General features: G+C 39.7%; 22 protein-coding genes and 1 pseudogene. 14 read left to right on the top strand and 9 right to left on the bottom strand.

Features of this window, described 5'->3' with window-relative positions:
• From N2257_06610 to N2257_06590, 5 genes and pseudogenes are all read left to right on the top strand, one after another.
• Positions 1–215 (top strand): hypothetical protein (locus N2257_06610; GenBank protein MCX7794056.1); only part of this gene is annotated, 215 nt, incomplete at its 5' end.
• Positions 216–238: 23 nt separating this feature from the next.
• Positions 239–1,948, top strand: a pseudogene (locus tag N2257_06605) (nickel-dependent hydrogenase large subunit).
• A 45-nt stretch (positions 1,949–1,993) separates the two neighbouring features.
• Positions 1,994–2,644, top strand: coding sequence for a Ni/Fe-hydrogenase, b-type cytochrome subunit (gene cybH, locus N2257_06600; GenBank protein ID MCX7794055.1), 651 nt, complete (start codon positions 1,994–1,996; stop codon positions 2,642–2,644).
• A gap of 7 nt (positions 2,645–2,651) precedes the next feature.
• Positions 2,652–3,167, top strand: a complete 516-nt coding sequence (locus N2257_06595; GenBank protein MCX7794054.1) for a HyaD/HybD family hydrogenase maturation endopeptidase — start codon at positions 2,652–2,654, stop codon at positions 3,165–3,167.
• Entirely contained in the window at positions 3,133–3,372 is a 240-nt protein-coding gene (locus tag N2257_06590; protein ID MCX7794053.1) for a HypC/HybG/HupF family hydrogenase formation chaperone, read from the top strand. The genes N2257_06595 and N2257_06590 overlap by 35 nt, the downstream gene beginning before the upstream one ends.
• Before the next feature lie 16 nt (positions 3,373–3,388).
• Here N2257_06590 and N2257_06585 read toward each other — a convergent pair whose 3' ends face one another.
• The 7 genes from N2257_06585 to tsaE all read right to left on the bottom strand — a co-directional run bounded on the left by N2257_06585 (position 3,389) and on the right by tsaE (position 8,376).
• Positions 3,389–4,087 carry a YggS family pyridoxal phosphate-dependent enzyme gene (locus N2257_06585; GenBank protein MCX7794052.1) on the bottom strand — a complete coding sequence of 233 codons (699 nt, stop codon included), beginning with the start codon at positions 4,085–4,087 and terminating at the stop codon, positions 3,389–3,391.
• A 3-nt stretch (positions 4,088–4,090) separates the two neighbouring features.
• Positions 4,091–5,662, bottom strand: coding sequence for a radical SAM protein (locus N2257_06580; GenBank protein MCX7794051.1), 1,572 nt, complete (start codon positions 5,660–5,662; stop codon positions 4,091–4,093).
• Positions 5,663–5,714: 52 nt separating this feature from the next.
• Entirely contained in the window at positions 5,715–6,203 is a 489-nt protein-coding gene (locus N2257_06575) for an HIT domain-containing protein (protein MCX7794050.1), read from the bottom strand.
• Positions 6,200–6,328, bottom strand: a complete 129-nt coding sequence (locus tag N2257_06570; protein ID MCX7794049.1) for a hypothetical protein — start codon at positions 6,326–6,328, stop codon at positions 6,200–6,202. Before N2257_06570 ends, N2257_06575 begins: the two co-directional genes overlap by 4 nt.
• Positions 6,329–6,372: 44 nt before the next feature.
• Complete coding sequence (locus tag N2257_06565) at positions 6,373–7,065, bottom strand: uracil-DNA glycosylase (protein MCX7794048.1); 693 nt, start codon at positions 7,063–7,065, stop codon at positions 6,373–6,375.
• Positions 7,066–7,067: 2 nt separating this feature from the next.
• Positions 7,068–7,949, bottom strand: coding sequence for an NAD(+)/NADH kinase (locus N2257_06560; protein MCX7794047.1), 882 nt, complete (start codon positions 7,947–7,949; stop codon positions 7,068–7,070).
• Positions 7,909–8,376 carry a tRNA (adenosine(37)-N6)-threonylcarbamoyltransferase complex ATPase subunit type 1 TsaE gene (gene tsaE / locus N2257_06555; protein ID MCX7794046.1) on the bottom strand — a complete coding sequence of 156 codons (468 nt, stop codon included), beginning with the start codon at positions 8,374–8,376 and terminating at the stop codon, positions 7,909–7,911. The genes N2257_06560 and tsaE overlap by 41 nt, the downstream gene beginning before the upstream one ends.
• Before the next feature lie 144 nt (positions 8,377–8,520).
• Here tsaE and N2257_06550 point away from each other — a divergent pair, with 144 nt between their 5' ends.
• Genes N2257_06550 through N2257_06525 form a run of 6 tightly spaced genes read left to right on the top strand, consistent with a single transcriptional unit; the run spans position 8,521 to position 13,941 of the window.
• On the top strand, positions 8,521–9,582 hold the full coding sequence (locus tag N2257_06550; GenBank protein MCX7794045.1) for a pilus assembly protein PilM: 1,062 nt from the start codon (positions 8,521–8,523) through the stop codon (positions 9,580–9,582).
• Positions 9,579–10,124, top strand: a complete 546-nt coding sequence (locus N2257_06545; GenBank protein ID MCX7794044.1) for a PilN domain-containing protein — start codon at positions 9,579–9,581, stop codon at positions 10,122–10,124. The genes N2257_06550 and N2257_06545 overlap by 4 nt, the downstream gene beginning before the upstream one ends.
• Positions 10,125–10,126: 2 nt before the next feature.
• Complete coding sequence (locus N2257_06540) at positions 10,127–10,726, top strand: type 4a pilus biogenesis protein PilO (protein MCX7794043.1); 600 nt, start codon at positions 10,127–10,129, stop codon at positions 10,724–10,726.
• Positions 10,723–11,217 carry a pilus assembly protein PilP gene (locus tag N2257_06535; GenBank protein ID MCX7794042.1) on the top strand — a complete coding sequence of 165 codons (495 nt, stop codon included), beginning with the start codon at positions 10,723–10,725 and terminating at the stop codon, positions 11,215–11,217. Before N2257_06540 ends, N2257_06535 begins: the two co-directional genes overlap by 4 nt.
• Positions 11,218–13,419: a type IV pilus secretin PilQ gene (gene pilQ, locus N2257_06530; protein ID MCX7794041.1), complete on the top strand. Its 2,202-nt coding sequence runs from the start codon at positions 11,218–11,220 to the stop codon at positions 13,417–13,419.
• Between the two features lie 9 nt (positions 13,420–13,428).
• Positions 13,429–13,941, top strand: a complete 513-nt coding sequence (locus tag N2257_06525) for a hypothetical protein (GenBank protein MCX7794040.1) — start codon at positions 13,429–13,431, stop codon at positions 13,939–13,941.
• 13 nt (positions 13,942–13,954) lie between these two features.
• On the opposite strand, the gene pyk is transcribed toward N2257_06525, so the two are convergent.
• On the bottom strand, positions 13,955–15,361 hold the full coding sequence (gene pyk, locus N2257_06520; protein ID MCX7794039.1) for a pyruvate kinase: 1,407 nt from the start codon (positions 15,359–15,361) through the stop codon (positions 13,955–13,957).
• An 8-nt stretch (positions 15,362–15,369) separates the two neighbouring features.
• A complete protein-coding gene (nadB, locus tag N2257_06515; protein MCX7794038.1) occupies positions 15,370–16,938 on the bottom strand; it encodes an L-aspartate oxidase in 1,569 nt (522 codons plus the stop codon).
• 197 nt (positions 16,939–17,135) lie between these two features.
• Here nadB and N2257_06510 point away from each other — a divergent pair, with 197 nt between their 5' ends.
• The 3 genes from N2257_06510 to N2257_06500 all read left to right on the top strand — a co-directional run.
• Complete coding sequence (locus N2257_06510) at positions 17,136–18,671, top strand: glycosyltransferase family 39 protein (GenBank protein ID MCX7794037.1); 1,536 nt, start codon at positions 17,136–17,138, stop codon at positions 18,669–18,671.
• A gap of 61 nt (positions 18,672–18,732) precedes the next feature.
• Positions 18,733–19,305: a phosphatase PAP2 family protein gene (locus N2257_06505; GenBank protein ID MCX7794036.1), complete on the top strand. Its 573-nt coding sequence runs from the start codon at positions 18,733–18,735 to the stop codon at positions 19,303–19,305.
• Positions 19,306–19,488: 183 nt separating this feature from the next.
• Positions 19,489–20,972: hypothetical protein (locus N2257_06500; protein ID MCX7794035.1), on the top strand; the 1,484-nt coding region annotated here is incomplete at its 3' end.

Below are 20,972 nucleotides of genomic sequence, written 5' to 3'. Positions count from 1 at the left end.
GGCCAGTACAGGGAGGTCATGGATGCATTGCCTGTGCGGCAGACCATAACTGGGATAAAATGTCACCATTTTATCAGCGACTGCCAAAGGTTCCAGGATTTGGTATTGAATCAACTGCTGATAAGATCGGTCTTGGTCTTGCAGCTGCAACAGCAGCAGGTATTGCTGCTCATGCAATTGTAAAAGCAGTTAAAGGTGATAAAGAAGAAAAATAAATTTAAAAAAGGAGGAGGTATTTATGGCAAAGATTGCAATTGATCCAATTACGAGGATTGAAGGCCACCTCAGGATTGAGGCAAAGGTTGAGGGTGGTAGGGTTGTTGATGCCTGGGCTGCAAGTACGGCTTTCAGAGGACTTGAGATTATCCTTAAAGACAGAGATCCAAGAGATGCCTGGCTTTTTGCTCAGCGAATATGAGGGGTTTGAACAACAGTTCATGCAACCGCCTCGGTGAGAGCGGTAGAAAATGCCCTTGGAATAACAATACCTGATAATGCAAGAATAATAAGGAATCTTATCTCAGGTATTCAGTATGTACAGGACCATGTAATACATTTCTATCATCTCCATGCCCTTGACTGGGTTGATGTTGTTAGTGCCCTTAAGGCTGATCCTGTTAAGACCTCCCAGCTTGCCCAGTCCATTTCAGACTGGCCAAAGTCATCAGCAGATTATTTCAGGACAGTCCAGCAAAAAATTAAGACCTTTGTTGAATCAGGGCAGCTCGGTATATTTGCAAATGGCTACTGGGGACATCCAGCCTATAAGTTACCGCCAGAGGCAAATCTCATGGCAGTTGCCCATTATCTTGAGGCTCTCGACTGGCAGAGGGATGTTATAAGGATGCAGGCGCTTCTTGGTGCAAAGAATCCCCATGCCCAGACTTATCTTGTTGGTGGAATGTCCATACCTGTTGATCCAAATAGCCAGAATGCCCTTAACGCTGGAAGTATTGCCTTCATGCTAAGCCTTGCAAAGAAGGCTCATGAATTTGTTGAGAAGGTTTATATACCTGATCTTCTTGCTGTTGCATCTTTTTATAAAGAATGGGCAAATTATGGTGGTGGAGTTGGTAATTACCTATCTTACGGTCAGTTCCCTCTTGATGGAGAGTCTAATACCTCGAATACCTATTTCCCTAGGGGTATTATAAAGAACAGAGATCTTTCAAAAGTCTATCCTGTTGACCATACAAAGATAACAGAATATGTAACCCGTTCATGGTATGAATATTCAGATGGAGATGGTAAGGCAAAACATCCTTGGGATGGTGAGACAAATCCAAAATACACAGGACCAAAACCTCCTTATGAATTCCTTAATACAGACGGAAAATACAGCTGGATAAAAGCACCAAGGTACGAGGATATGCCAATGGAGGTTGGCCCTCTTGCAAGGATGCTTGTTGCATATGCCTCAGGTCATAAGAGGGTAAAGGAGGTAATAGATAGTGTTCTCAAATACCTTGGTGTAGGACCATCTGCCCTCTTTTCAACACTTGGAAGGGTAGCTGCAAGAGGTGTAGAGACCTTGATTACAGCAGAAATGCTACCTGTGTGGATAAATGAGCTTGCAGAGAATATGAAGAAGGGTGATCTAAAAATTCATAATGGAGATAAGTGGGATCCATCCACATGGCCAAAGGAGGCACAGGGATACGGATTCTATGAGGCTCCAAGAGGAGCACTCGGTCATTGGGTGAAGATAAAGGATGGAAAGATTGTTAATTATCAATGTGTTGTGCCAAGCACATGGAATGGCTCTCCAAGGGATGCAAAAGGTCAGAGGGGTCCTTATGAGGCTTCACTTATTAATACACCTGTTCATGATCCAGAAAGGCCTGTGGAGATCCTCAGAACAATCCATTCCTTTGATCCCTGTATGGCCTGTGCAGTACATGTAGTTGATGCAAAGGGAAAGGAAGTAGTGAAAATAAGGATTGTATAAGGTTTAGGGGGCCTCAGGCCCCCTTAATTTAAAAAGGAGGTCTTCATGCTTAAAAGGGTTTATGTATGGGAATTTCCTGTAAGACTGACCCACTGGTTAAATGTCCTCTCAATAATAATGCTTTCAATAACAGGTTACTACATAGGCAATCCCTTTATACATGCCCACAGCTCAACTCAGTACATAATGGGATGGATGAGGTTTCTTCACTTTGTCTTTGCTTATGTATTTACCTTCAGTTTTATTATAAGAATCTACTGGGCCTTTGCAGGCAATCCATATGCCGGCTGGAGGGTATTTAATCCCTTTTCTATTGAAAAGATAAAGGATGTTTTTCAGATCTTGCAATTTTATTTGCTTTTAAAGAAGGATGTGCCGCCAGCTTTAAAGAAGCCAGGTCATGCAGCACTTGCAGCCTATGCCTATTTCGGTCTTTTTATATTATTCATAATACAGATATTAACAGGCTTCGCTCTTTATTCTCAGAGCCATGTTGGCTTTATCTGGAAACTTGCAGGCGGATGGCTTTTAACATTTTTTGTTGATAATACCCTGAGACTTTATCATCATCTAATAATGTGGTTAATAATTGCCTTTGTTCTTATACATGTTTACATCAGCTGGTTTGTTGATCGTGCTGAGAAAAGCGGTGTTATTAGTTCCATATTCAGCGGTTATAAGGTAATTGAGGATTGAAGACTGAGTGAAGATACTTGTTCTTGGACTCGGAAATATACTTTTAAGCGATGAAGGGATAGGAGTTCGTGTTGTAGAAGAGCTGAGGGAGAGGTACACTTTCTTTCCCGATATAGAGATTGTTGACGGTGGCACAAAGGGTCTTGACCTTCTTCCACTCTTTGAGAGTAGAGAAAAGGTTCTCATAGTGGATGCCGTTGATTTTGGAAGGGAGCCTGGCTATATTGGAATACTTGAAAAAAGTGAGATTCCGACGATACTTCATTCCAAGCTTTCTGTTCACCACATAGGTCTTGGAGAGGTTCTTCTTGCTGCTCAGATGCTCGGGATAATGCCAGAGGAGATATGCCTTATTGGAATTCAACCTTATACACTTGAGACAGGTTTAGAACTTTCTTCTACAATAGCCTCAAAAAAGGAAGAACTTCTGCGGAGTATTGTTGATAAATTGAGATTATGGGGAGTAGAGACAAGGGAGACAGGCATAGATGTGTCTTGCAGTTCCGTCAAAGATAATTCATAAAGAAGACCTTATTGCTACTGTTGATTCTCAGGGTACAAGGCTTAAGGTCAGCCTGTTGCTTCTTCCTGAGGAGGTAGAGGTTGGCGATTATGTGCTTGTCCATGCTGGATTTGCTATACAGAAGGTACAGAAGGAAGCAGCTGAGGACAGCCTGAGATTAATTGAAGAGATCAAGCAGAGACTTTCGGAGGAGACTTTAGAATAAATTTTCATGGTTAATTTTACTGTTTTCTCTCTCCAAAGATGGCCGTTCCTATCCTGACCATGGTTGCACCCTCTTCTATGGCTATCTCAAAATCTCCGGACATTCCCATAGAGAGCTCTTTAATATTAAATCCCCTTATATTTGCCTCTTCAAGTAAATTCCTTAGTTTTCTGAAATAAGGTCTCGAGTCCTCCGGATTTTCAGAATATGGCGGTACAGTCATGAGTCCTTTTATATTTAGATTTTTCAGTGAAGATATAAAGTCCAGAAGCTTAAAGAGCTTTTCAGGTTTTATTCCATGCTTTGTCTCCTCAGGAGAAAGCTTAACTTCTATCAAGATATCCTGAATCTTACTAATCTTTTCAGCCTGTCTGTTTATCTCTAAGGCAAGCTCTTCAGAATCAACTGAATGAATCATGTCAAAAAGCTTTACAGCATACTTTGCCTTGTTTTTCTGAAGGGTTCCTATCATGTGCCAGGAGATTTTCAGGCCTTCACATTTATTCATTATCACAGGAATCTTATCCCTTGCCTCCTGCACCCTGTTTTCACCGAATATCCTCAGACCTGCCTCTACCGCCTCCAGGATTTTTTCTACCGGTACAGTCTTTGTGACGGCTATGAGTTTTATTTCCTCAGGACTCCGTCCAGCCCTCATGGCAGCGTGGCAGATACGTTTGTAGACACTGGATACTCTTTCAATAAAGGAATTCATGATTTAATATTCTATAAAATCCCATGGCAGGACTTCATTAGGGTCTTTTCTTCTAAAGATGTAGAATTCGGGATCAATTTCTCTTTTCCTACATGCCTCCTGCCAGTCAGGTTCATTAAGCATCTCTTCAATCACATATCCTATCCTTCTTGAACCCTGTGCGAAGAGTCCCTGCATGTAGGAATACTTTGGAACTTCATGGAGAACTCTCACATGTTCTAATCCCCTTAAACCTTTTTTAATAATATTCAGCCTCTTTTTAATTATCTCAGGTCTTTGCATAGGGGCACGTTCAAAAGGTGTGTGAGGTTTTGGAACAAAAATACTTATACTCAAGGATATAAAACCCCTTTTTGATAGGGACCTTATTTTTTTAATAAGTTCAACAATAGAAATAATATCGTCATCTGTTTCTTCAAAAAGACCTATCATGAAATAGAGTCTTAGATTCTCGATACCTTCCTTAAATAAAAGTTCTGATGTATGAAGAATATCCTCTTCTTTTATGTTCTTATTTATCAGTCGCCTAAGTCTTTCTGATCCAGCCTCAGGTGCTATGGATACACTTTTCTTGTTTTTAAGCAATGCTATTATCTCTGCAGCCTTTGGTGATGCCCTTAGAGAGGTGATTGAAAAATCAACACCTTCATGTTGAAGGAGCTCTTTTATATACCTGTAGTCTGTCAGTGACGATCCTATTATTCCGAATCTTGATGCATTAGAATCCCTGACCTCCTGCAATACACTTTCAAGTGACCTTATCCTTAATCGTGTAATGTTGCCTGTGAGACAGAATCTGCATCTCCAGGGACATCCTCTCATAACCTCTATGAGATGCATGTCTGAGAATTCTGTTTCAGGAGTAAGGATTGAGTGTTTCACTCCTCTGTCAAGATCCCTGAGAACAGGGGTCTTTATAATTTCAGGATATCCCTCTTTATTTTTTCTGCTTACTATTCTCTCATTTTCGTATCTTACCTCATAACCAGAAGGTATATAAAAACCATCAAGTCTTGCAAGTTCTTTAAGTATATCTGTTTTTTTAAATCCTTTAAATCTCCATTCCCTCACAGCATCAAGAAAGGGAGGTATCAGCAATTCACCATCTCCGAGCATAATGAGGTCAAAAAATTCAGCAAGGGGCTCAGGGTTGGAAGTCATTGCCATTCCGCCCGCTACAATCATAGGGGCCCTTTCAGATCTTTCATAACTCTTAAGAGGAAGATGCGAGAGTTTAAGGATTTTCAGAACATCAGGAAAATTATTTTCAAAGGATATACTGAAGGCAATGACATCAAACTCTGGTAAGGGTCTCATGGATTCATAGGAGATGAGTGTGGAATTTCTTTTCATTAACTCTTCCAGATCATCCGCATCAGGTAGAAAGGCCCTTTCACATAGGGAGTCCTTTCTTGAATTTATAAGTCCGTATATGCCCTGAAATCCCAGATTTGACATCCCGATATGATAGATATCAGGATAGACAAGACATACAGACACCTTTCCACCCGGATCTTTGTATACAGTTCCCCTTTCCCTTGAAAGTCTTGTTTTAATCTTTTCTCTAAAAGACATGGTAAAAGAATTTCGGTCCTTCCATCATTACAGGAGGGTCAAGAGGGATTCTTTATAAAGTGCATTTTTCAAAAAGGGGCAAGAGTTTTTTGTAAGTTGCCTCAAGATGCTCCGGAATGACCCTTGTCTCATCAAAGACTGCCATGAAGCTTGAATCTCCAGCCCATCTCGGAACTATCTGTATATGAAGATGGGCTTCGATACCGGCTCCAGCAATCCTGCCCAGATTTATTCCAATATTGAATCCATCAGGAAGAAATGCCTCCCTCAGGCAATTTATCGATAGCCTAGTTAGTTCCATTATCTCAAGCATTTCGTGTTTTTCAAGACCATTAAGGTCAGGGACATGCCTGAAGGGAACAATCATGAGATGTCCGTTATTGTAAGGATATTTATTCATTATTACATAACAGTAAACTGCTCTTTTAAGGATAAAGTTTTTTGGATCATTATTCTCTGAAGGCATATCACAAAATATACAGCCTTCAGGTTTTTTAGCAAGTATATACTCCATCCTCCAGGGTGCCCAGAGCACTTTCATAAATGCACCTTCAAAGGGTATATGAGGATAGAATCCCCTTCTTCTGCCTGTAAAGGTATTGCATAAGTTATTTCTTTCGATTTATTGTATTTGCTGTCTTTAAGCGGGTTTTTTATTTTATCCATCTTATGGCCCTTCAGGTTTAATCATATTTCGTTTTTTAATTATATCAGGTTGATGTTTTTTTTAAAAGCTTCAGGACTATCTGAGCATCCTGCCAGGTGAGTTTTTTGTCTCTGGGATTTCTAAGTAGATAAGCTGGNTGAAAGGTAGGCACCACTGGTATATTCTGATAATAATAAACCTTCCCCCGCCAATCAGTTATACCAGTCCTTTTGCCTTTTTTCAGTTCTGCACTCTCCTGTTTATTCAGAAATAGCAGTGACCTTGTAGCAACTGTTCCCAGGGTCATGATTACTAAGGGCTTTATGATCTCTATCTGTTTTTTTAAAAAGGGTATACATGTCTTAATTTCGTCCTCTTCAGGTTCTCTGTTATTGGGTGGTCTGCATTTCACTGTATTGGTTATATAGAGCTCCTCTCTACTGAATCCCATCTTTTCAATAAGTCTTGTCAGAAGCTGTCCAGCATCTCCCACAAATGGCCTTCCCTGTCTGTCTTCTTCCTCTCCAGGTGCCTCACCTATAAACATAAGACTGGAGTCAGGAGCACCTTCACCAAAGACTATGGTCTTTCTATATTTTGACAGCTTGCATCTTTTGCAGTCTCCGATCTCATTCCTCAGATCTTCTAACTGGGAGTGCTTGGGATTGAGTGGAGAAATATCAATTTTCGGTATCAGGTCGAAGCCGAGTTTTTCAATAAACTCAAGGACTGTTATAAACTCACCAAGATGTCTCATATCTATACTGCAGGATTTTTAGTCTCAGAACCAAGCATCCCACCCCAGCTCAGCTTGGTTCTCAGTATCTCAAAATAGTTCTTCTCTGGAGGTATCACGAGGCTGATTCTGAAATCTGCCTTTGTAATTATAACACTGTCATTTCGCATTAGATTAAAACCAATCTGACCATCAAGGGTGAGATAAACATCCTGACTCTCCGAGCGCAATCTTACCTCTATCTTTGAACTTCCAGGAAGCACAATTGGTCTGTTTGTAAGGGTGTGGGGACATATAGGTGTGAGGACCATGCAATCAAGTGTGGGATATATAATAGGTCCACCTGCAGATAGATTATATGCAGTTGAACCTGTTGGAGTTGACACTATCAGGCCATCTGCCTTAAAGAGGGTAACAAATCTTTCATCTATAAAGGTTTCAAGGTCAATTATCCTTGCAAGGGCTCCTTTATTTATCACTACATCATTGAGAACATTATTGGTTGATATCTCTTTGCCATTTCTTATAACTTTTGCCAGGAGCATTATTCTTTTTTCAATTGAATATTCACCCTTGAGGAGTTTACCTATTGCATCTTTTATTTCATCCCTTGATACTTCTGTGAGAAATCCCAGTGTCCCCAGGTTTACTCCAAGGATGGGGACATCCCTTCCAGCCACAAGTCTTGCAACACTGAGCAACGTACCATCTCCACCAAGTACTATTATAAGGTCAACAAGATCCGGTATCTCCTGCCTGGAAGTGCCATTTATCTGGAGTTTTTCTGCTGTTTCTTTGTCAAGTACTATTTCAATGCCTGAATTTTTCAGCCAGACAAGGAGGTCCTCCAGTATCTCTATAGGCTCAGGTCTGCCAGTCTTTGAGATTATGCCAATCCTCTTCACTGATACCCTCAATGGTGATCTCCCTTTCATTCTCTTTTACAGTTTTAATATATACCCTTATAGCATTTTCAGGAATCTCTTTAATCCTTTCTGCCCACTCTACTGCACATATATCCTTTTCGATATAATCCCATATCCATTCTTCCTTTTCAATATCCTCAATCCTGTAGAGATCTATATGGCAGAAAGGTGGATCGCTTCTGTATTCGGAAGCGAGGACAAAACTTGCACTTCCTATATCTCTTGGAGAGATTCCAAAGGCACTTGCAAGACCCTTTATAAATACAGTCTTTCCAGAACCGAGCTCTCCGTAAAGACACACAAAGGGCCTTAAATTTCTGGATTTTTTTAGTTTTTCTCTCAAAAGCCTGCCCAGCCTTTCTCCAGCCTCAAGGGTTTCTCTTTCTGAATAACTCTTAATGGTCAATCCTTACCCCTTTTTGAGATTATAACAGGATTGGGGTACCTATTTAAAACTGGCTTAAAGTGTTTTCTAAGATTTTTATGGCAAGGCTTGGAATTTTTTAAAAAAATACTTGACAAATGCTTCAGATTTTGGTAAGGATAAATTATGCCATTTAATATAGGTCTCGGTAAGAGACGGGTTCTAGGTCTTGATATTGGTTCTAGTCTAATAAAGGCTGTTGAGCTCAGAGAGCATAAAACAGGTTATGAGCTCCAGTTCTTTGATTCCTATCCCCTTCCACATGATGTAATAGTTGACGGTGCCATAATGGATTCAATAAGACTTTCAGAAACCCTCAGGGAATTTTTTGAAAAGAAAAAGATAAAGACAAAGGATGTTGCTATTGCTCTTGCAGGTCATTCTTCTGTGATGGTCAAGAGGATAGTCCTTCCTGAGATGTCGGAAGAAGAACTGAGTGAATCCATAAGGTTTGAGGCAGAGCAGTATATACCCTTCCCGATTGATGAGGTAAACATAGACTTTCAGATTCTTGGTCCAAGACCTGAGGCCGGTCAGATGGATGTTGCCATTGTGGCAGCAAAAAAGGATGCAGTTAATGAATATGTGTCAGTGCTTAAAGAAACAGGGCTAAATCCTGTTGTGGTTGATGTGGCGGCATTTGCATTGAGCAACATGTATGAGCTCAATTATGAGATAGAGCCAAACAGGGTCGTGGCACTCTTTAACATAGGTGCAAGTACAATTAATATGTGTGTTGTTGTAGGAGGACTTCCTGTTCTTGCAAGGGATAGCTCTGCTGGAACAAATATGATTACAGAGGCACTCCAGAGAGAATTTCATCTCAGTTATGAAGATGCGGAGCTTCTTAAGAAGGGAGTATCCCTGCAAACAGTCAGCATTGAAGATGCTGAACCGGTTATCATGTCAGGTGCAGAGGAAATATTTGCCGAGGTTATCAGGGCAGTTGAATATTACAGAACTCAGGGCGGAGAGGATGTGCATGAGGTAATCCTGAGTGGAGGGGCAGCCCTAATGAAGAATTTCAGTCAGGCACTTTCTGATAGACTGGGGATTGAGGTGAGGACAGCTGAACCCTTCAGAAATATAAAGATTCCAAAAAAATTTGACCCTATTTTCATAGACGAAATCGGTCCTGTTGCTGCAGTTGCTGTCGGTCTTGCTGTGAGGAGGCCAGGAGATAGATGATAAGAATAAACCTTCTTCCTGCAGTAAGAAAAAGAAAGAAGAGACCAAAACCACTGCCTTCTTTTATTGTAATAGGAGTGCTCCTTAGCCTTTTTGCATCTATTGGAATTGTTTATGCAATGTTTCATCTTAAAAATAAGATATCTTCCCTTGAGGCAGAAAAGAAGAATAACGAAAAGGAAATAGCTGAACTTAATAAAAAACTCAAAGATGTGGAGAACTTTGAAAAACTCAATAAATCCTTTAAAGAAAGAAAGGAGATAATAGAAAAATTAAGGAAGGATCAGTCCTTTCCTGTAAAGATATTAAATGAAGTATCAAAAGCTCTGCCACCAGGCGTATGGCTAACAAATTTAAGTTATGGCGGAGACAGCATCACTCTTGAGGGTTATGGTTACACTAACGATGATGTGGTCAGTTATGTTGATGGTCTTAAGAAATCAGATCTTTTTACAGATGTTTATCTCCATGAGACGAAGCTCACAACCATTGAAAAGATATCAGTTTATCAATTTAAAATATCCTTTAAAGTGAAGGCATAATTATGGCAAAGAAGATAGATCTAAATGCACTTCCAAAACCGGTAAAACTCCTGATAATGTTTGGATTGCCTGTGGTTATATTGATTCTTGCATTCATCCTTCTGGTAAATCCAAAACTGAAAGTAATTAACAGGCTTGAAGCTGATATAAATAAACAGAGGACAGAGATTGCAGACAAAAGGGCAAAGGCAGAGAGACTGGATATCCTGATAAAGGAAAATGAACTTCTCAAAAAGAGGCTTGCCGAGCTCCTTGAACAATTACCTGAAGAAAAGGAGGTATCAGGTCTTCTCAGGGAGGTCTCCCAGTTTGGCCAGAATGCCGGACTTGAGATAACACTCTGGAAACCTGCTGAAAAGAAGACACATCCAAGTAACATAGTCTATGAGATACCTGTTACAATAGAGGCAGTAGGAAGCTTTAATAATTTCGGAAGCTTCTTAAACAGGGTTGCCTTCATGAAGAGGATAGTGAATGTGCCTGATATGAAGATGACTTTCCAGAAGCAGAAAGAGGAGGCAGAGCTTAAGATAGCCTTCCGAGTGGTTACCTTTTCAGCAATACCCGAGGAAGAACTTCAGAAGACAGGAGCTAAGAAGTGAAGATACTAGCTATTTTATTAAGTTTTTTACTCTTCCTTGCTCCTCTTATATCCTGTAAAAAGAAACCTGCCGGGACTCCTGCTCCAAAGACGCAAAAAGTTCAGAAGGAAGAGATAAAATTGGAAGAGGAGAAGCCTTCTGAAGAGATAGTGGCATTCAATCCGCCGCAGAGGGATCCCTTTACATCCCTTGTTCTGAAGGCAAAGGAGGCAGAGGCGAAAAAACCGAGAGGACTCCATCCTCTGGAAAGTTATTCTGTAGATGAATTCAGACTCATTGCCATAGTCTGGAATAAGAATGAGAGATATGCCATGGTGACAGTACCAGATGGCAAGTCCTATACAATAAAAGAAGGTACAACAGTTGGTATTCATAATGGTAAGGTTATGAGAATTGAACCTAAGGCTGTATATATAAGGGAGTTTATAAAAGATTACAGAGGAGTTGTAAGAGCCAGGGATTTCACCCTGAAACTCCGGGAGGAGGAATAGATGAAAAAGGTTTCCTTTATAAAATTTTTAATTTTATTTTCAATCTTTATCCTTTCTTTTTCTGCCTGTGCTACAAAAGGTCAGGTGAAACCAGCGGAGCAGGCAGCCATAACAGGAATTATCATAGAAGATAACACCCTTAGTATAGAAGCAAACAGGCCCTTCAGTTATACCATATATAGATCAACAGAAGATCCATTCAAATTAATAGCAGAGCTTCAGGATGTAGCTCCAGGGGTACTTGTACCTGGCGAAAAGATTACTTCCGATAAAAAGGGAATTACTGAGATTGCTGTATTTTTGATGGAAGGAAGGGGTCTAAAACTCGAGATAGCTCTTCAGGCACCTTTAAAAGAAGAGGCAGAATTTAGAGACAATGTGCTTACTGTAAGATTTATTGAAGAATCACAACCTGTAGCCGAGGCTTTACCAGAAGAACCTGAAAAGATAGAGCTCTTACCTGTTGAAGAGAAATCGACGGTTACTGCTCCTGAGGAAAAAAAGGCAGAGGATGTTCAACCGGTGCTACCACCTGCTAAGGAGATAAGGGACATAAAACTTTCAAAAAAGAACGGAATAGTAGAGGTTGAGATACTGGGAGATGGAGAACTCAAGCCAAATGTCTTTCCACTTGACAAAAGGATTGTCATAGACATTGCAGGCACTGTCTCAAAAGCAAAGGCACCTGAGGCCATTGCACCACTTAGGTCTATAAGAATAGGAAAACATCCTGATAAAACGAGAATCGTTCTTGACATGTCTGAAAAAACTTCTTATGAGGTAAGTGGCCGGGGTGATAGACTTGTTGTGGCAGTGATGACAGAAGCCGTGGAGCGGGTTAATGTTGAGAAGAAAGATGTAAAGATCGAAAAGACAGTTGAAGCTGAGATAAAGTCAGAGGTTCAGGCTGAAGCAAAGACTCAAAAGGTAGAGGATAAAGCGGTAACACCTGTAGAGATACCTGTACAGCCTGTTAAGTATAAGGGCAAAAAGATCTCTCTTGATTTTCAGGATGCAGACATAACTGCCATACTGAGATTAATAGGAGATGTGAGTGGCTACAATGTCGTGATTCATCCAGATGTAAAGGGAAAGATCACCCTTAAATTATTAAATGTTCCTTGGGACCAGGCACTTGATTTAATACTTAAGACCCATGGACTTGATGCTATTGTTGAAGGTAATGTTATGAGGATAGCTCCCCATGCTGTACTTGCAAGGGAATATGAAGAAAAGGCAAAGGCAGCTGAGGCTGGTATAAAGGCAGAGCCACTTGTTACAAAAGTTTATTCCGTGAACTTTGCAGACCCAAAGGATGTGGAAAAATTCATTAAAGACGCAAAGGCCCTTTCTCCCAGGGGCAGCATAAGCATAGATACAAGGACAAGCTCTCTTATAATAAGAGATGTTGAGTCAGCCTTTCCCGAGATAGAAAAACTCCTTAAATCCATTGATAAACCCACTCCACAGGTCCTTATAGATGCAAGGATAGTGGAGGTAAATAGCAATTTTGTCCGTGAGCTTGGTATTCAGTGGGGTATAAACTGGCTTTCACCAAATACCCTTCTCAGGATTGGTGGACCTGCTGGTTTGCCAGGAGGTTCAGGATTTACGGGTACAAATTTTATGGTCAATCTTCCTGCTGCTGTTACACAGGGTAGTGGTGGAGCAATAGGGCTTGGATACATAAATGCCCAGAGAACACTGAGTCTTGATCTTCAGCTTTCAGCCCTTGAGGGAACAGGTAAAGGAAAGGTTGTATCCAATCCAAGGATAGTTACCCTTGATAACAAGGAGGCAATTATAAGACAGGGTAAGCAGATACCTGTCCAGACAGTGTCTGCAGAGGGAACCCAGACAACGACCCTTAATGCTGTTCTTGAGCTTAAGGTAAAACCCCATATCACACCAGATGGCTCCATCCAGATGACCCTTGATACTAAAAAGGATGAGCCAGATTTTACAAGGCTTGTTGGTGGAATACCTACGATTGATACAAAACAGGCATCTACGGATGTCCTAATTAAGGATGGAGAGACCCTTGTTATAGGTGGCATTTTCAAAAAGACAGAACAGGTCTCTGAAGGTGGAGTTCCTTTATTAAGCAAGATACCAATACTCGGATGGCTCTTTAAGAAAAGAAGGGAATCAGAAGACACAAGTGAGCTACTGATATTTATAACACCAAGGGTAATTAAATAGGAGGAATGAATGAAGAGATTTTTTTTGGTAATTCTCTTTATGATAATTTTCCTTGCCTCAAGCTGTGGTACAGAGCTTGATTTGCCAGGTGATTCAATAATTGCACCTCCAGGCTCAACAATAACTATAAATCCGGCAGAATTTACTGATACACCTGATATTCCTGAAACCTATCTAAGAAAGGACTACTCTGTGATAGTGAGAGACTCCAACGATATCCCTATTGGAAGGGTTAGGTTTCAGATATCCTTTCCCTTTGCATACCCTGTAACTAATTATTTTCGCTTTATCGATGGATCCTGTCAAAGCAATAAATATGTGAATGGACCTTATTATGCTGAGACAGATGACTATGGAGTTTACAGGTTCTGCGTGGAATATCTTGCTGGTTGTTATCAGAATTGTGGAACAACAGGAGCTCTGTATCACAAATATAAAGGGGATATTACAGTGACAAGCGGAACAGTTTTTGGAAGTGCTACTTTTGAGGTTGCTGGACCTTCTGGAGGAACAACACCTTAAATAAATCCAAATTTTATTCTATCCTGTGAATCTTCATAAAATTGGTCTTTCCTTCGATGAAGGTTGGCGGAAGGCTTCCTGTTATAACAATTGTGTCTCCTTTAATGAGGAGTCCCTGTTTAGTAAGGGATTTTTCCACTTCATTGATAAGCTCATCAGTTGAGTTCAGTCTCCTCATGAGCATGGGCATTACTCCATGGTAGATGCTCATTCTTCTTAATACTCTTTCATAAGGTGTAAGGGCAATTACAGGTACAGGTGGCCTGAACTTTGAAAGAAGCCTTGCTGTAAAACCTGTCTTTGTGAATGCCACTATGTATTTTATATTTATGTCCTTAGATACAGAGCAGGCTGCGTGAGCAATTGCTTCAGGAAAACCGTATTCATAGGCAGGGATTGTTTTTTCTATCTCCATTGATGCCTCTGTGTGAATAATTATCTTCTTCATCATCCTCACAGCTTCCACAGGATATCTTCCAACTGCTGTTTCTCCTGAAAGCATAAGGCAATCTGAACCGTCAATAATGGCATTTGCCACATCAGTTGCCTCAGCTCTCGTTGGTCTTGCATGCAGAGTCATGGACTCTAGCATCTGGGTTGCTGTTATTGTAAGTCTTGCCTTTAGATTTGCCTTTTTGAGAAGTTCCTTCTGTATCACTGGAACCTCCTCTGGTGGAAGCTCAACACCCAGGTCTCCGCGGGCTATCATTATTCCATCAACCTCGTTGAGTATCTCTTCAATATTTCTTACGGCTTCTGGTTTTTCTATCTTTGCTATGATGGGGATGTCAGACCTTTTCTTTCTGAGCCATTTCTTCAGCATGGCTATGTCTTCAGCATCCCTGACAAAAGAGAGTGCCACAATGTCTATACCTTCTTTGAGACCGAATTCAAGGTCTATTTTATCCTTTTCTGTGAATGCCCTTTCCTTAAGATTACTGTGCGGAAAGTTTACACCCTTTTTACTCTTTACTATTCCTCCTTCAATTACCTCTGCTATAAGGGCATCCCTTGTTTTTTTCTTTATCCTTAATTCAATAAGACCGTCGTCAATAAGAACCCTGTGACCCGGTTTCAGGTCTTCAAGAAGTCTTTTGTAGGATATGAATAACCTTTTTTCATTTCCTTTACCTGTTCCGGGATGAAGCATAAGCTTTGAGCCCTTTTTAAGCTCAACAGAGCCTCCTTCTATCTCACCGAGCCTGAGTTTAATTCCCTGAAGGTCCTGGAGGATTGCAACAGGTCGTTTAAGTGCCTTGGAAAGAGCTCTTATTTTTTTAATGACCTTTCTGTGGAATTCATGGTCACCATGGGAAAAATTAAGCCTTGCCACATCCATGCCTTCAATAATCAGAGCCTTAATAACATCCTTTGAAACAGAGGAGGGACCTATGGTTGCTATGATCTTTGTTTTTCTCATAATACCAGTCATTCCTTAAATCTGACCTCGATCTTATCCCTTTTTACTATCTCAACATGCATCTGCCAGTTTATCCCTCTGTCTTTAAAATCTGTCCTGTAGTGGGCACCAACACTTCCTTTTCTCTCAAGGGCAGAAAGGGTTATGAGTTCTGCCACTGAGAGCATGTTCTTTAGTTCACCTTCCTCCCTTGTAAGATAGTCCCATTGAGTAATGTAATTCCATTCTTTGAGTTTATTAATCGCTTCATCAAGGGATTTACCGCATCTTATCACTCCAACCTTTTCCCACATGAGTCTTTTAAGCTCAGATCTTATATTTTTAAGCCTTTCATGCTCTATTTTATTGAATCTGAAATTTTTCTTAACCTCGGTCTTAACCACAGTCTTTTCTCTCTCTTTCGCTGCAATTCCTGTCCTGGCACCATAGACCAGTCCTTCAAGAAGACTGTTGCTTGCAAGCCTGTTTGCACCGTGAACACCTGTGCAGGCAACCTCACCTGCAGCATAAAGTCCTTTTATATCTGTCCTTCCATCAAGGTCTGTCTTAACTCCACCCATAATATAATGAGCAGCAGGACTTACAGGAATAAGGTCCTTTGTTATATCAATTCCGAAACCAAGGCAAGTGTTATATATTGTAGGAAATCTCTTTCTGACAAAATCAGGGCTCATATGCCTGAGGTCAAGATAGACATGTGAGCTTCCAGTCCTAACCATCTCTGATATTATTGCTCTTGATACAATATCCCTTGGAGCGAGCTCTGCCATTGGAGTATATCTTTTCATAAATTGTTCTCCATCTGTATTTCTAAGTACGGCTCCTTCACCTCGCATAGCCTCTGTAAGGAGAAAATTGGGTGCACCTTTAAGATAAAGGGCAGTAGGATGGAACTGAACAAATTCCATATCCCTGAGTGTAACACCTGCCCTTAGTGCCATTGCCATTCCATCACCTGTGGCAACTAAGGGATTTGTTGTTCGCTCATAGACCTGACCTGCTCCACCGGTAGCAAGGACCACAGCCTTTGCAAGTATGGCAGTAATTTTTTTTTCTTTCATTTTCAAGATAAAGGCACCTCTGCATTCACCGTCTTCAACGATAAGGTCAACGGTAAAGGTATGGGAATATTGCCTTACATTGCCGAAGGTCTTTACTTTATTTAAAAGAACCCTTTCGAGCTCCTTTCCTGTGGAATCTCCCCTGGCATGGAGGACTCGTCTTTTTGAATGGGCAGCCTCCTGGGTAAAGGCAAGTTTTGAGCCCTCTCTATCAAATTGAGCTCCCCATTCTATGAGTTCCATTATCCTCAGGGGGCCTTCCTCAACGAGTATTCTTACTGCCTCTTCATTGCAGAGACCGTCACCCGCTCTAAGGGTATCTTCATAATGAATTCCTACCTCGTCTTCATCACTCAGGGCTACAGCAATACCGCCCTGGGCATATTCAGTGGATGTTTCAGTTGGGATATCTTTTGTTACTACCGTAACCTCTCCTGCCTTAGCAAGCTCAATTGCTGCCCTGAGCCCTGCCACACCACTTCCTATTACAAGAAAATCAGTGACCTCAATTTCCATAATAAAGAGTAAACAATTAATAATTCTATGTCAAGGATAACTTTTATTTTAAATCAGAACTCAATGAGCCAATTCAATCCTTGATTGACTTATTAGCCATGTATTATAATTTGGCTGAATATTAGTGTTGAGCACTTTAAAATTTTTGAAATTTCAAATTTTATTTTTTAATGAAAAAATAATTTTTGAGGTATGTTATGAAAACCTTTTTCTTACCTGTATTTCTCTTAATTTTTTTTATCTCTTTTTTTAGACTTGGTAGTGTCACCCTTTTTGATGTGGATGAGGCTGTCTTTGCTCAGGCAACAAAGGAAATGGTTAATAACAAGAACTTTATTACACCAACATACAATGGTGAAAATCGCTATGATAAGCCTATATTATTTTACTGGCTAATGGCAATTACCTACAAAATATTCGGCATAAATGAGTTTGCTGCCAGACTTCCTTCAGCCATAGCTGGATTTATCCTTTGCATATTTTTGTTTCTTTTTCTCAGAAGATATGATAAACAAATTTCTACTTATTCAATTTTTTTCTTTTCTTTTACTCCTTACTTCCTGGTTTATTCCCATGCAGCTGTTACTGACATGGTATTAACTCTTTTCGTTACTCTATCTCTTTTATCTTTCTATCTATTTATTTACAGTGACAAAAGATATATATACGGTTTTTATGCCTTCTCTGCTCTTGCCTTTTTAACAAAGGGGTTGATTGGAATATTATTTCCTTTCACTATAGGAATCATTTATTTAATTCTTAAAAATGGTTTGAAGGGTCTTGCACAGATTGTTGACCTCAAGGCCTTTCTGCTTTTTATGCTAATTGCCTTTCCATGGTACATAGCCCAGATCTTCATAAATGGCACTGAATTCCTCCAGGCATTTTTTTTAAAACACCACTTCAGGAGATACACGGATGTGATCTCAGGACACAGCGGCCCTATATACTACTATCTTCTTGTAATTATAATAGGTATGTTTCCATGGATTGCCTTCATGCCACAGGCAATGCTTGCCATCTTCAATAAATCATTACATAGAGAGCCCCTACGCTCATTAACACTTTTTGCTTTTATATGGTTTATATTTATCTTCTTATTTTTTTCTTTCTCTAAGACAAAACTACCTAATTATATACTTCCGGCAATTCCAGCCATTTCAATAATTATTTCAGCCGGTATTACGGAAGAAGAGTATAAATTAAGAAGGTTTTCTTGGTTACTTCTTGCAATTATGGCGTCACTTCTAGCCATAGCCTTTATGATTTCAGAGGGTTATATGGTTAAATTTGGAATAAGCGATATTTACTGGATGAGATGGATAGTTTTTATTATGGTGGCTATGGCTTTATTATCAATATATGGACTTTTAGTAAAGAAATTGGATCCATTAGTTCTTCTGATACCTGTTTTTGTTTTTTTAATGATACTTTCTTTAAAGGCCTTGCCTTCAGTAAATCAATATCTTCAGGGTACTCTTTATAAATACAGTATTTACGCACGGGGGAAGTTAAATCCTGAAGAAAAAATAATTATGTACAGAATAAATGCACCGAGTGTAGTTTTTTATTCAGAACGTAAGGCTGTTTATACAGGTGATATAGAAGGAGTGTTAGCTAATGTTAAAGGAAGGCTTTTAATAGCCAGGTCAAGGGACAGAGACTTTTTAAAAGCCCATGGTTTTCAGTTACTGGAGGATGATGGTAGATATGCACTTTTTCAGAGAAAATAGATTGCTTTTTTATGCTTTTTTTATTCTGCCCTTATTTTTTTTATATCTTGATAAAAAGATCATGACATGCATAAGGGATTTTAAAATAAATTATCCCCAGACCTATGTTTTCTTTTTGAAGATTGATCCTCTGGCAAATTTTATTTATGATATGCTTTATGTAATAGTGGCCTATTTAATAATTTTAGGATTTATAAATAATTACAGAAGAAACAGAGAAATTTTAAAAAGAATTTTTAGATCCCTTTCCTATGGATTGGTAATAACAATTCTTGTAACACAGATAAAGCACCTGCTCGGAAGGCAGAGACCAAAGCTTGGTTTTGAAACAGTATTTTACGGTCCATCCTTTCCAAATACATATCTATATTCTTCCTTTCCTTCGGGCCACACAACATTTGTATTCATGTTAGCAACAATATTTTCTTTCTATTTGCCAAGATTCAGGCTGATTTTTTATATTCTGGCCGCCTGGATTGGTTTTGAGAGGATTGAAGACAGCGCCCATTTTCCCTCGGATGTTTTAGGAGGAGCCCTTCTGGGTACCTTAATAGGAAGATTTGTTATCTACAGATGGGTCAGGCAAAAAGATTTACCAAGAGAGCATAATGGGACAGGTACTCTTTCTAGATAGAAATTTTTAAAGTACTGTAACTGTTAAGTGTTAACGTTGACAAATTTATATATAAGAGCTTTAGCTTCTACTTAAGCTGCATTCAGCCTGACCCTCTCTAAAATATAATAATTAAACGGAAATTTTGTTGTACGCTTTCCTTTCTCATCATAAAGTAGACATGTTATAATCTTTAATAAAAGTATGAAAAAAACAATAAAATTATTAAAATATTTGAGCTATTTAGGGATTGTATTCCTTTTTATTTTTGCCTTTTTATTCATTCCCGAAAATCCCTATCTTTCAAATTATTTAAAAAAAATTGTGCTACCTGAGATACAGTCTGCATCAGGTTATCCCGCTACTTCAGACAGAATATATCTCCATGTCTTTCCCCTTTATGCGGGAATAAAAAATCTCAGCCTAATGGATGAAAAGGGTAACAGAATAATTAGGATAGGGTCAGTTAAGGTTTATCCTGAGCTCTCATCCTTTCTAACAGGAAGGCCTGTTATAAAGAGGATCTCTGTAAGGGATCCCTATCTCGCAATGAATGATGAAAGAGTGCAATTTATTGTAGAAAATTTTAAGGAGTATAAAGGAAGAGAGAAAACGGGTCAAGGGATATTAATAAAACATATTGATGTATCAAGGGGTGAGTTTATATGGGAGCCTGAAGCCTTGACTATAAAGAATATAAGGCTGGATGGAAGATTAAGGGAAGAGATCGGGATAAACCTTTCGGGAGAAACCATGCTTCCTGGGTTTAAGAAATCCATTGCCTTCAGAGCTGAACTTGCCCTTCCGTTAAGGATGGCTTATCAGGGTATTCTTGAAGAGATAAATATAAAAGATATAAGACTTCTCTCAGGAAGGTCTGAACTCACTTTATCAGGCAGATTTAATCCTCTGAAAGAGTCTCAGTTAAAAATGGCACTTAAAGTTTTTATGGATGATGTTATAGAAGGCCTTTCTATTAAAGCAGCGCCTGAAGACAAGGGATACCTGAAGGCAAAGGGATATCTAGGGGTTAAATCCTTGAGTTCTGGGATTTCAGAATTTTTATCCAGAGTCTATTTTAATCTTGAAGCAGAAGGAGATATGAGGCTTGAAAATCTCATGGAGGCTCTGGCTGTAAAAGAAAAACTTATAGGTGATTTGAAATTTAATGCAAAAGTTCACGGTACACCCCTTTCTCCGATTCTTGGGGGGAGGGCATGGCTTAGGAAGGGTAACCTTTTTGAGGTTGAGATTAACGAACTGAAAACTGATTTCTCTTACAATGATGGAAGGTTGCTTTTCTCTCATGCATTTGCAGAGCTTTACGGAGGCAGGGCAACTGCTGAGGCAGAGATTCCCATACCTGTGCATGACTTCAGACTTCATATAAGTGCAGAGGGAGTGAGCGATAAAGCTATAATGGGGCTTATAGGGCTCAATGTTGCTATTCCCGATGGAGAAGTGGAAGGTGAGTTTGTTCATTCAGGAAAAATATTCTCTCCTGCCGGCTGGTTTCTTTACAGGGCAAAAGGTGATTCAAAAAGACAGAAAAGCCTCAATCCTCTGGATTCTTTAAAGGAAGTGAGAGGAGAATTTATATATAATGGTGAATATAGAATAGTTACTTTTAATGTACTTGATGGTGATTCAGCCATCTTTTCTCTGACTGCCAGAGGACTGTACAGGAT

It is taken from the genome of Thermodesulfovibrionales bacterium (genome assembly GCA_026417875.1).
Taxonomy (GTDB): Bacteria; Nitrospirota; Thermodesulfovibrionia; order Thermodesulfovibrionales; family CALJEL01; genus CALJEL01.
The sequence above is the reverse complement of the archived record's forward strand: the minus strand, read 5'-3'. Positions and strand labels throughout refer to the sequence as shown.

Bases quoted from the DNA above. Each gene is read 5' to 3' on its own strand.
- cybH (MCX7794055.1), top strand. From the start codon at position 1,994: ATGCTTAAAAGGGTTTATGTATGGGAATTTCCTGTAAGACTGACCCAC.
- N2257_06590 (MCX7794053.1), top strand. From the start codon at position 3,133: ATGTGTCTTGCAGTTCCGTCAAAGATAATTCATAAAGAAGACCTTATT.
- N2257_06585 (MCX7794052.1), bottom strand. From the start codon at position 4,087: ATGAATTCCTTTATTGAAAGAGTATCCAGTGTCTACAAACGTATCTGC.
- N2257_06580 (MCX7794051.1), bottom strand. From the start codon at position 5,662: ATGTCTTTTAGAGAAAAGATTAAAACAAGACTTTCAAGGGAAAGGGGA.
- N2257_06575 (MCX7794050.1), bottom strand. From the start codon at position 6,203: ATGAAAGTGCTCTGGGCACCCTGGAGGATGGAGTATATACTTGCTAAA.
- N2257_06570 (MCX7794049.1), bottom strand. From the start codon at position 6,328: ATGGATAAAATAAAAAACCCGCTTAAAGACAGCAAATACAATAAATCG.
- N2257_06550 (MCX7794045.1), top strand. From the start codon at position 8,521: ATGCCATTTAATATAGGTCTCGGTAAGAGACGGGTTCTAGGTCTTGAT.
- N2257_06545 (MCX7794044.1), top strand. From the start codon at position 9,579: ATGATAAGAATAAACCTTCTTCCTGCAGTAAGAAAAAGAAAGAAGAGA.
- N2257_06540 (MCX7794043.1), top strand. From the start codon at position 10,127: ATGGCAAAGAAGATAGATCTAAATGCACTTCCAAAACCGGTAAAACTC.
- pilQ (MCX7794041.1), top strand. From the start codon at position 11,218: ATGAAAAAGGTTTCCTTTATAAAATTTTTAATTTTATTTTCAATCTTT.
- N2257_06525 (MCX7794040.1), top strand. From the start codon at position 13,429: ATGAAGAGATTTTTTTTGGTAATTCTCTTTATGATAATTTTCCTTGCC.
- pyk (MCX7794039.1), bottom strand. From the start codon at position 15,361: ATGAGAAAAACAAAGATCATAGCAACCATAGGTCCCTCCTCTGTTTCA.
- nadB (MCX7794038.1), bottom strand. From the start codon at position 16,938: ATGGAAATTGAGGTCACTGATTTTCTTGTAATAGGAAGTGGTGTGGCA.
- N2257_06510 (MCX7794037.1), top strand. From the start codon at position 17,136: ATGAAAACCTTTTTCTTACCTGTATTTCTCTTAATTTTTTTTATCTCT.
- N2257_06505 (MCX7794036.1), top strand. From the start codon at position 18,733: ATGACATGCATAAGGGATTTTAAAATAAATTATCCCCAGACCTATGTT.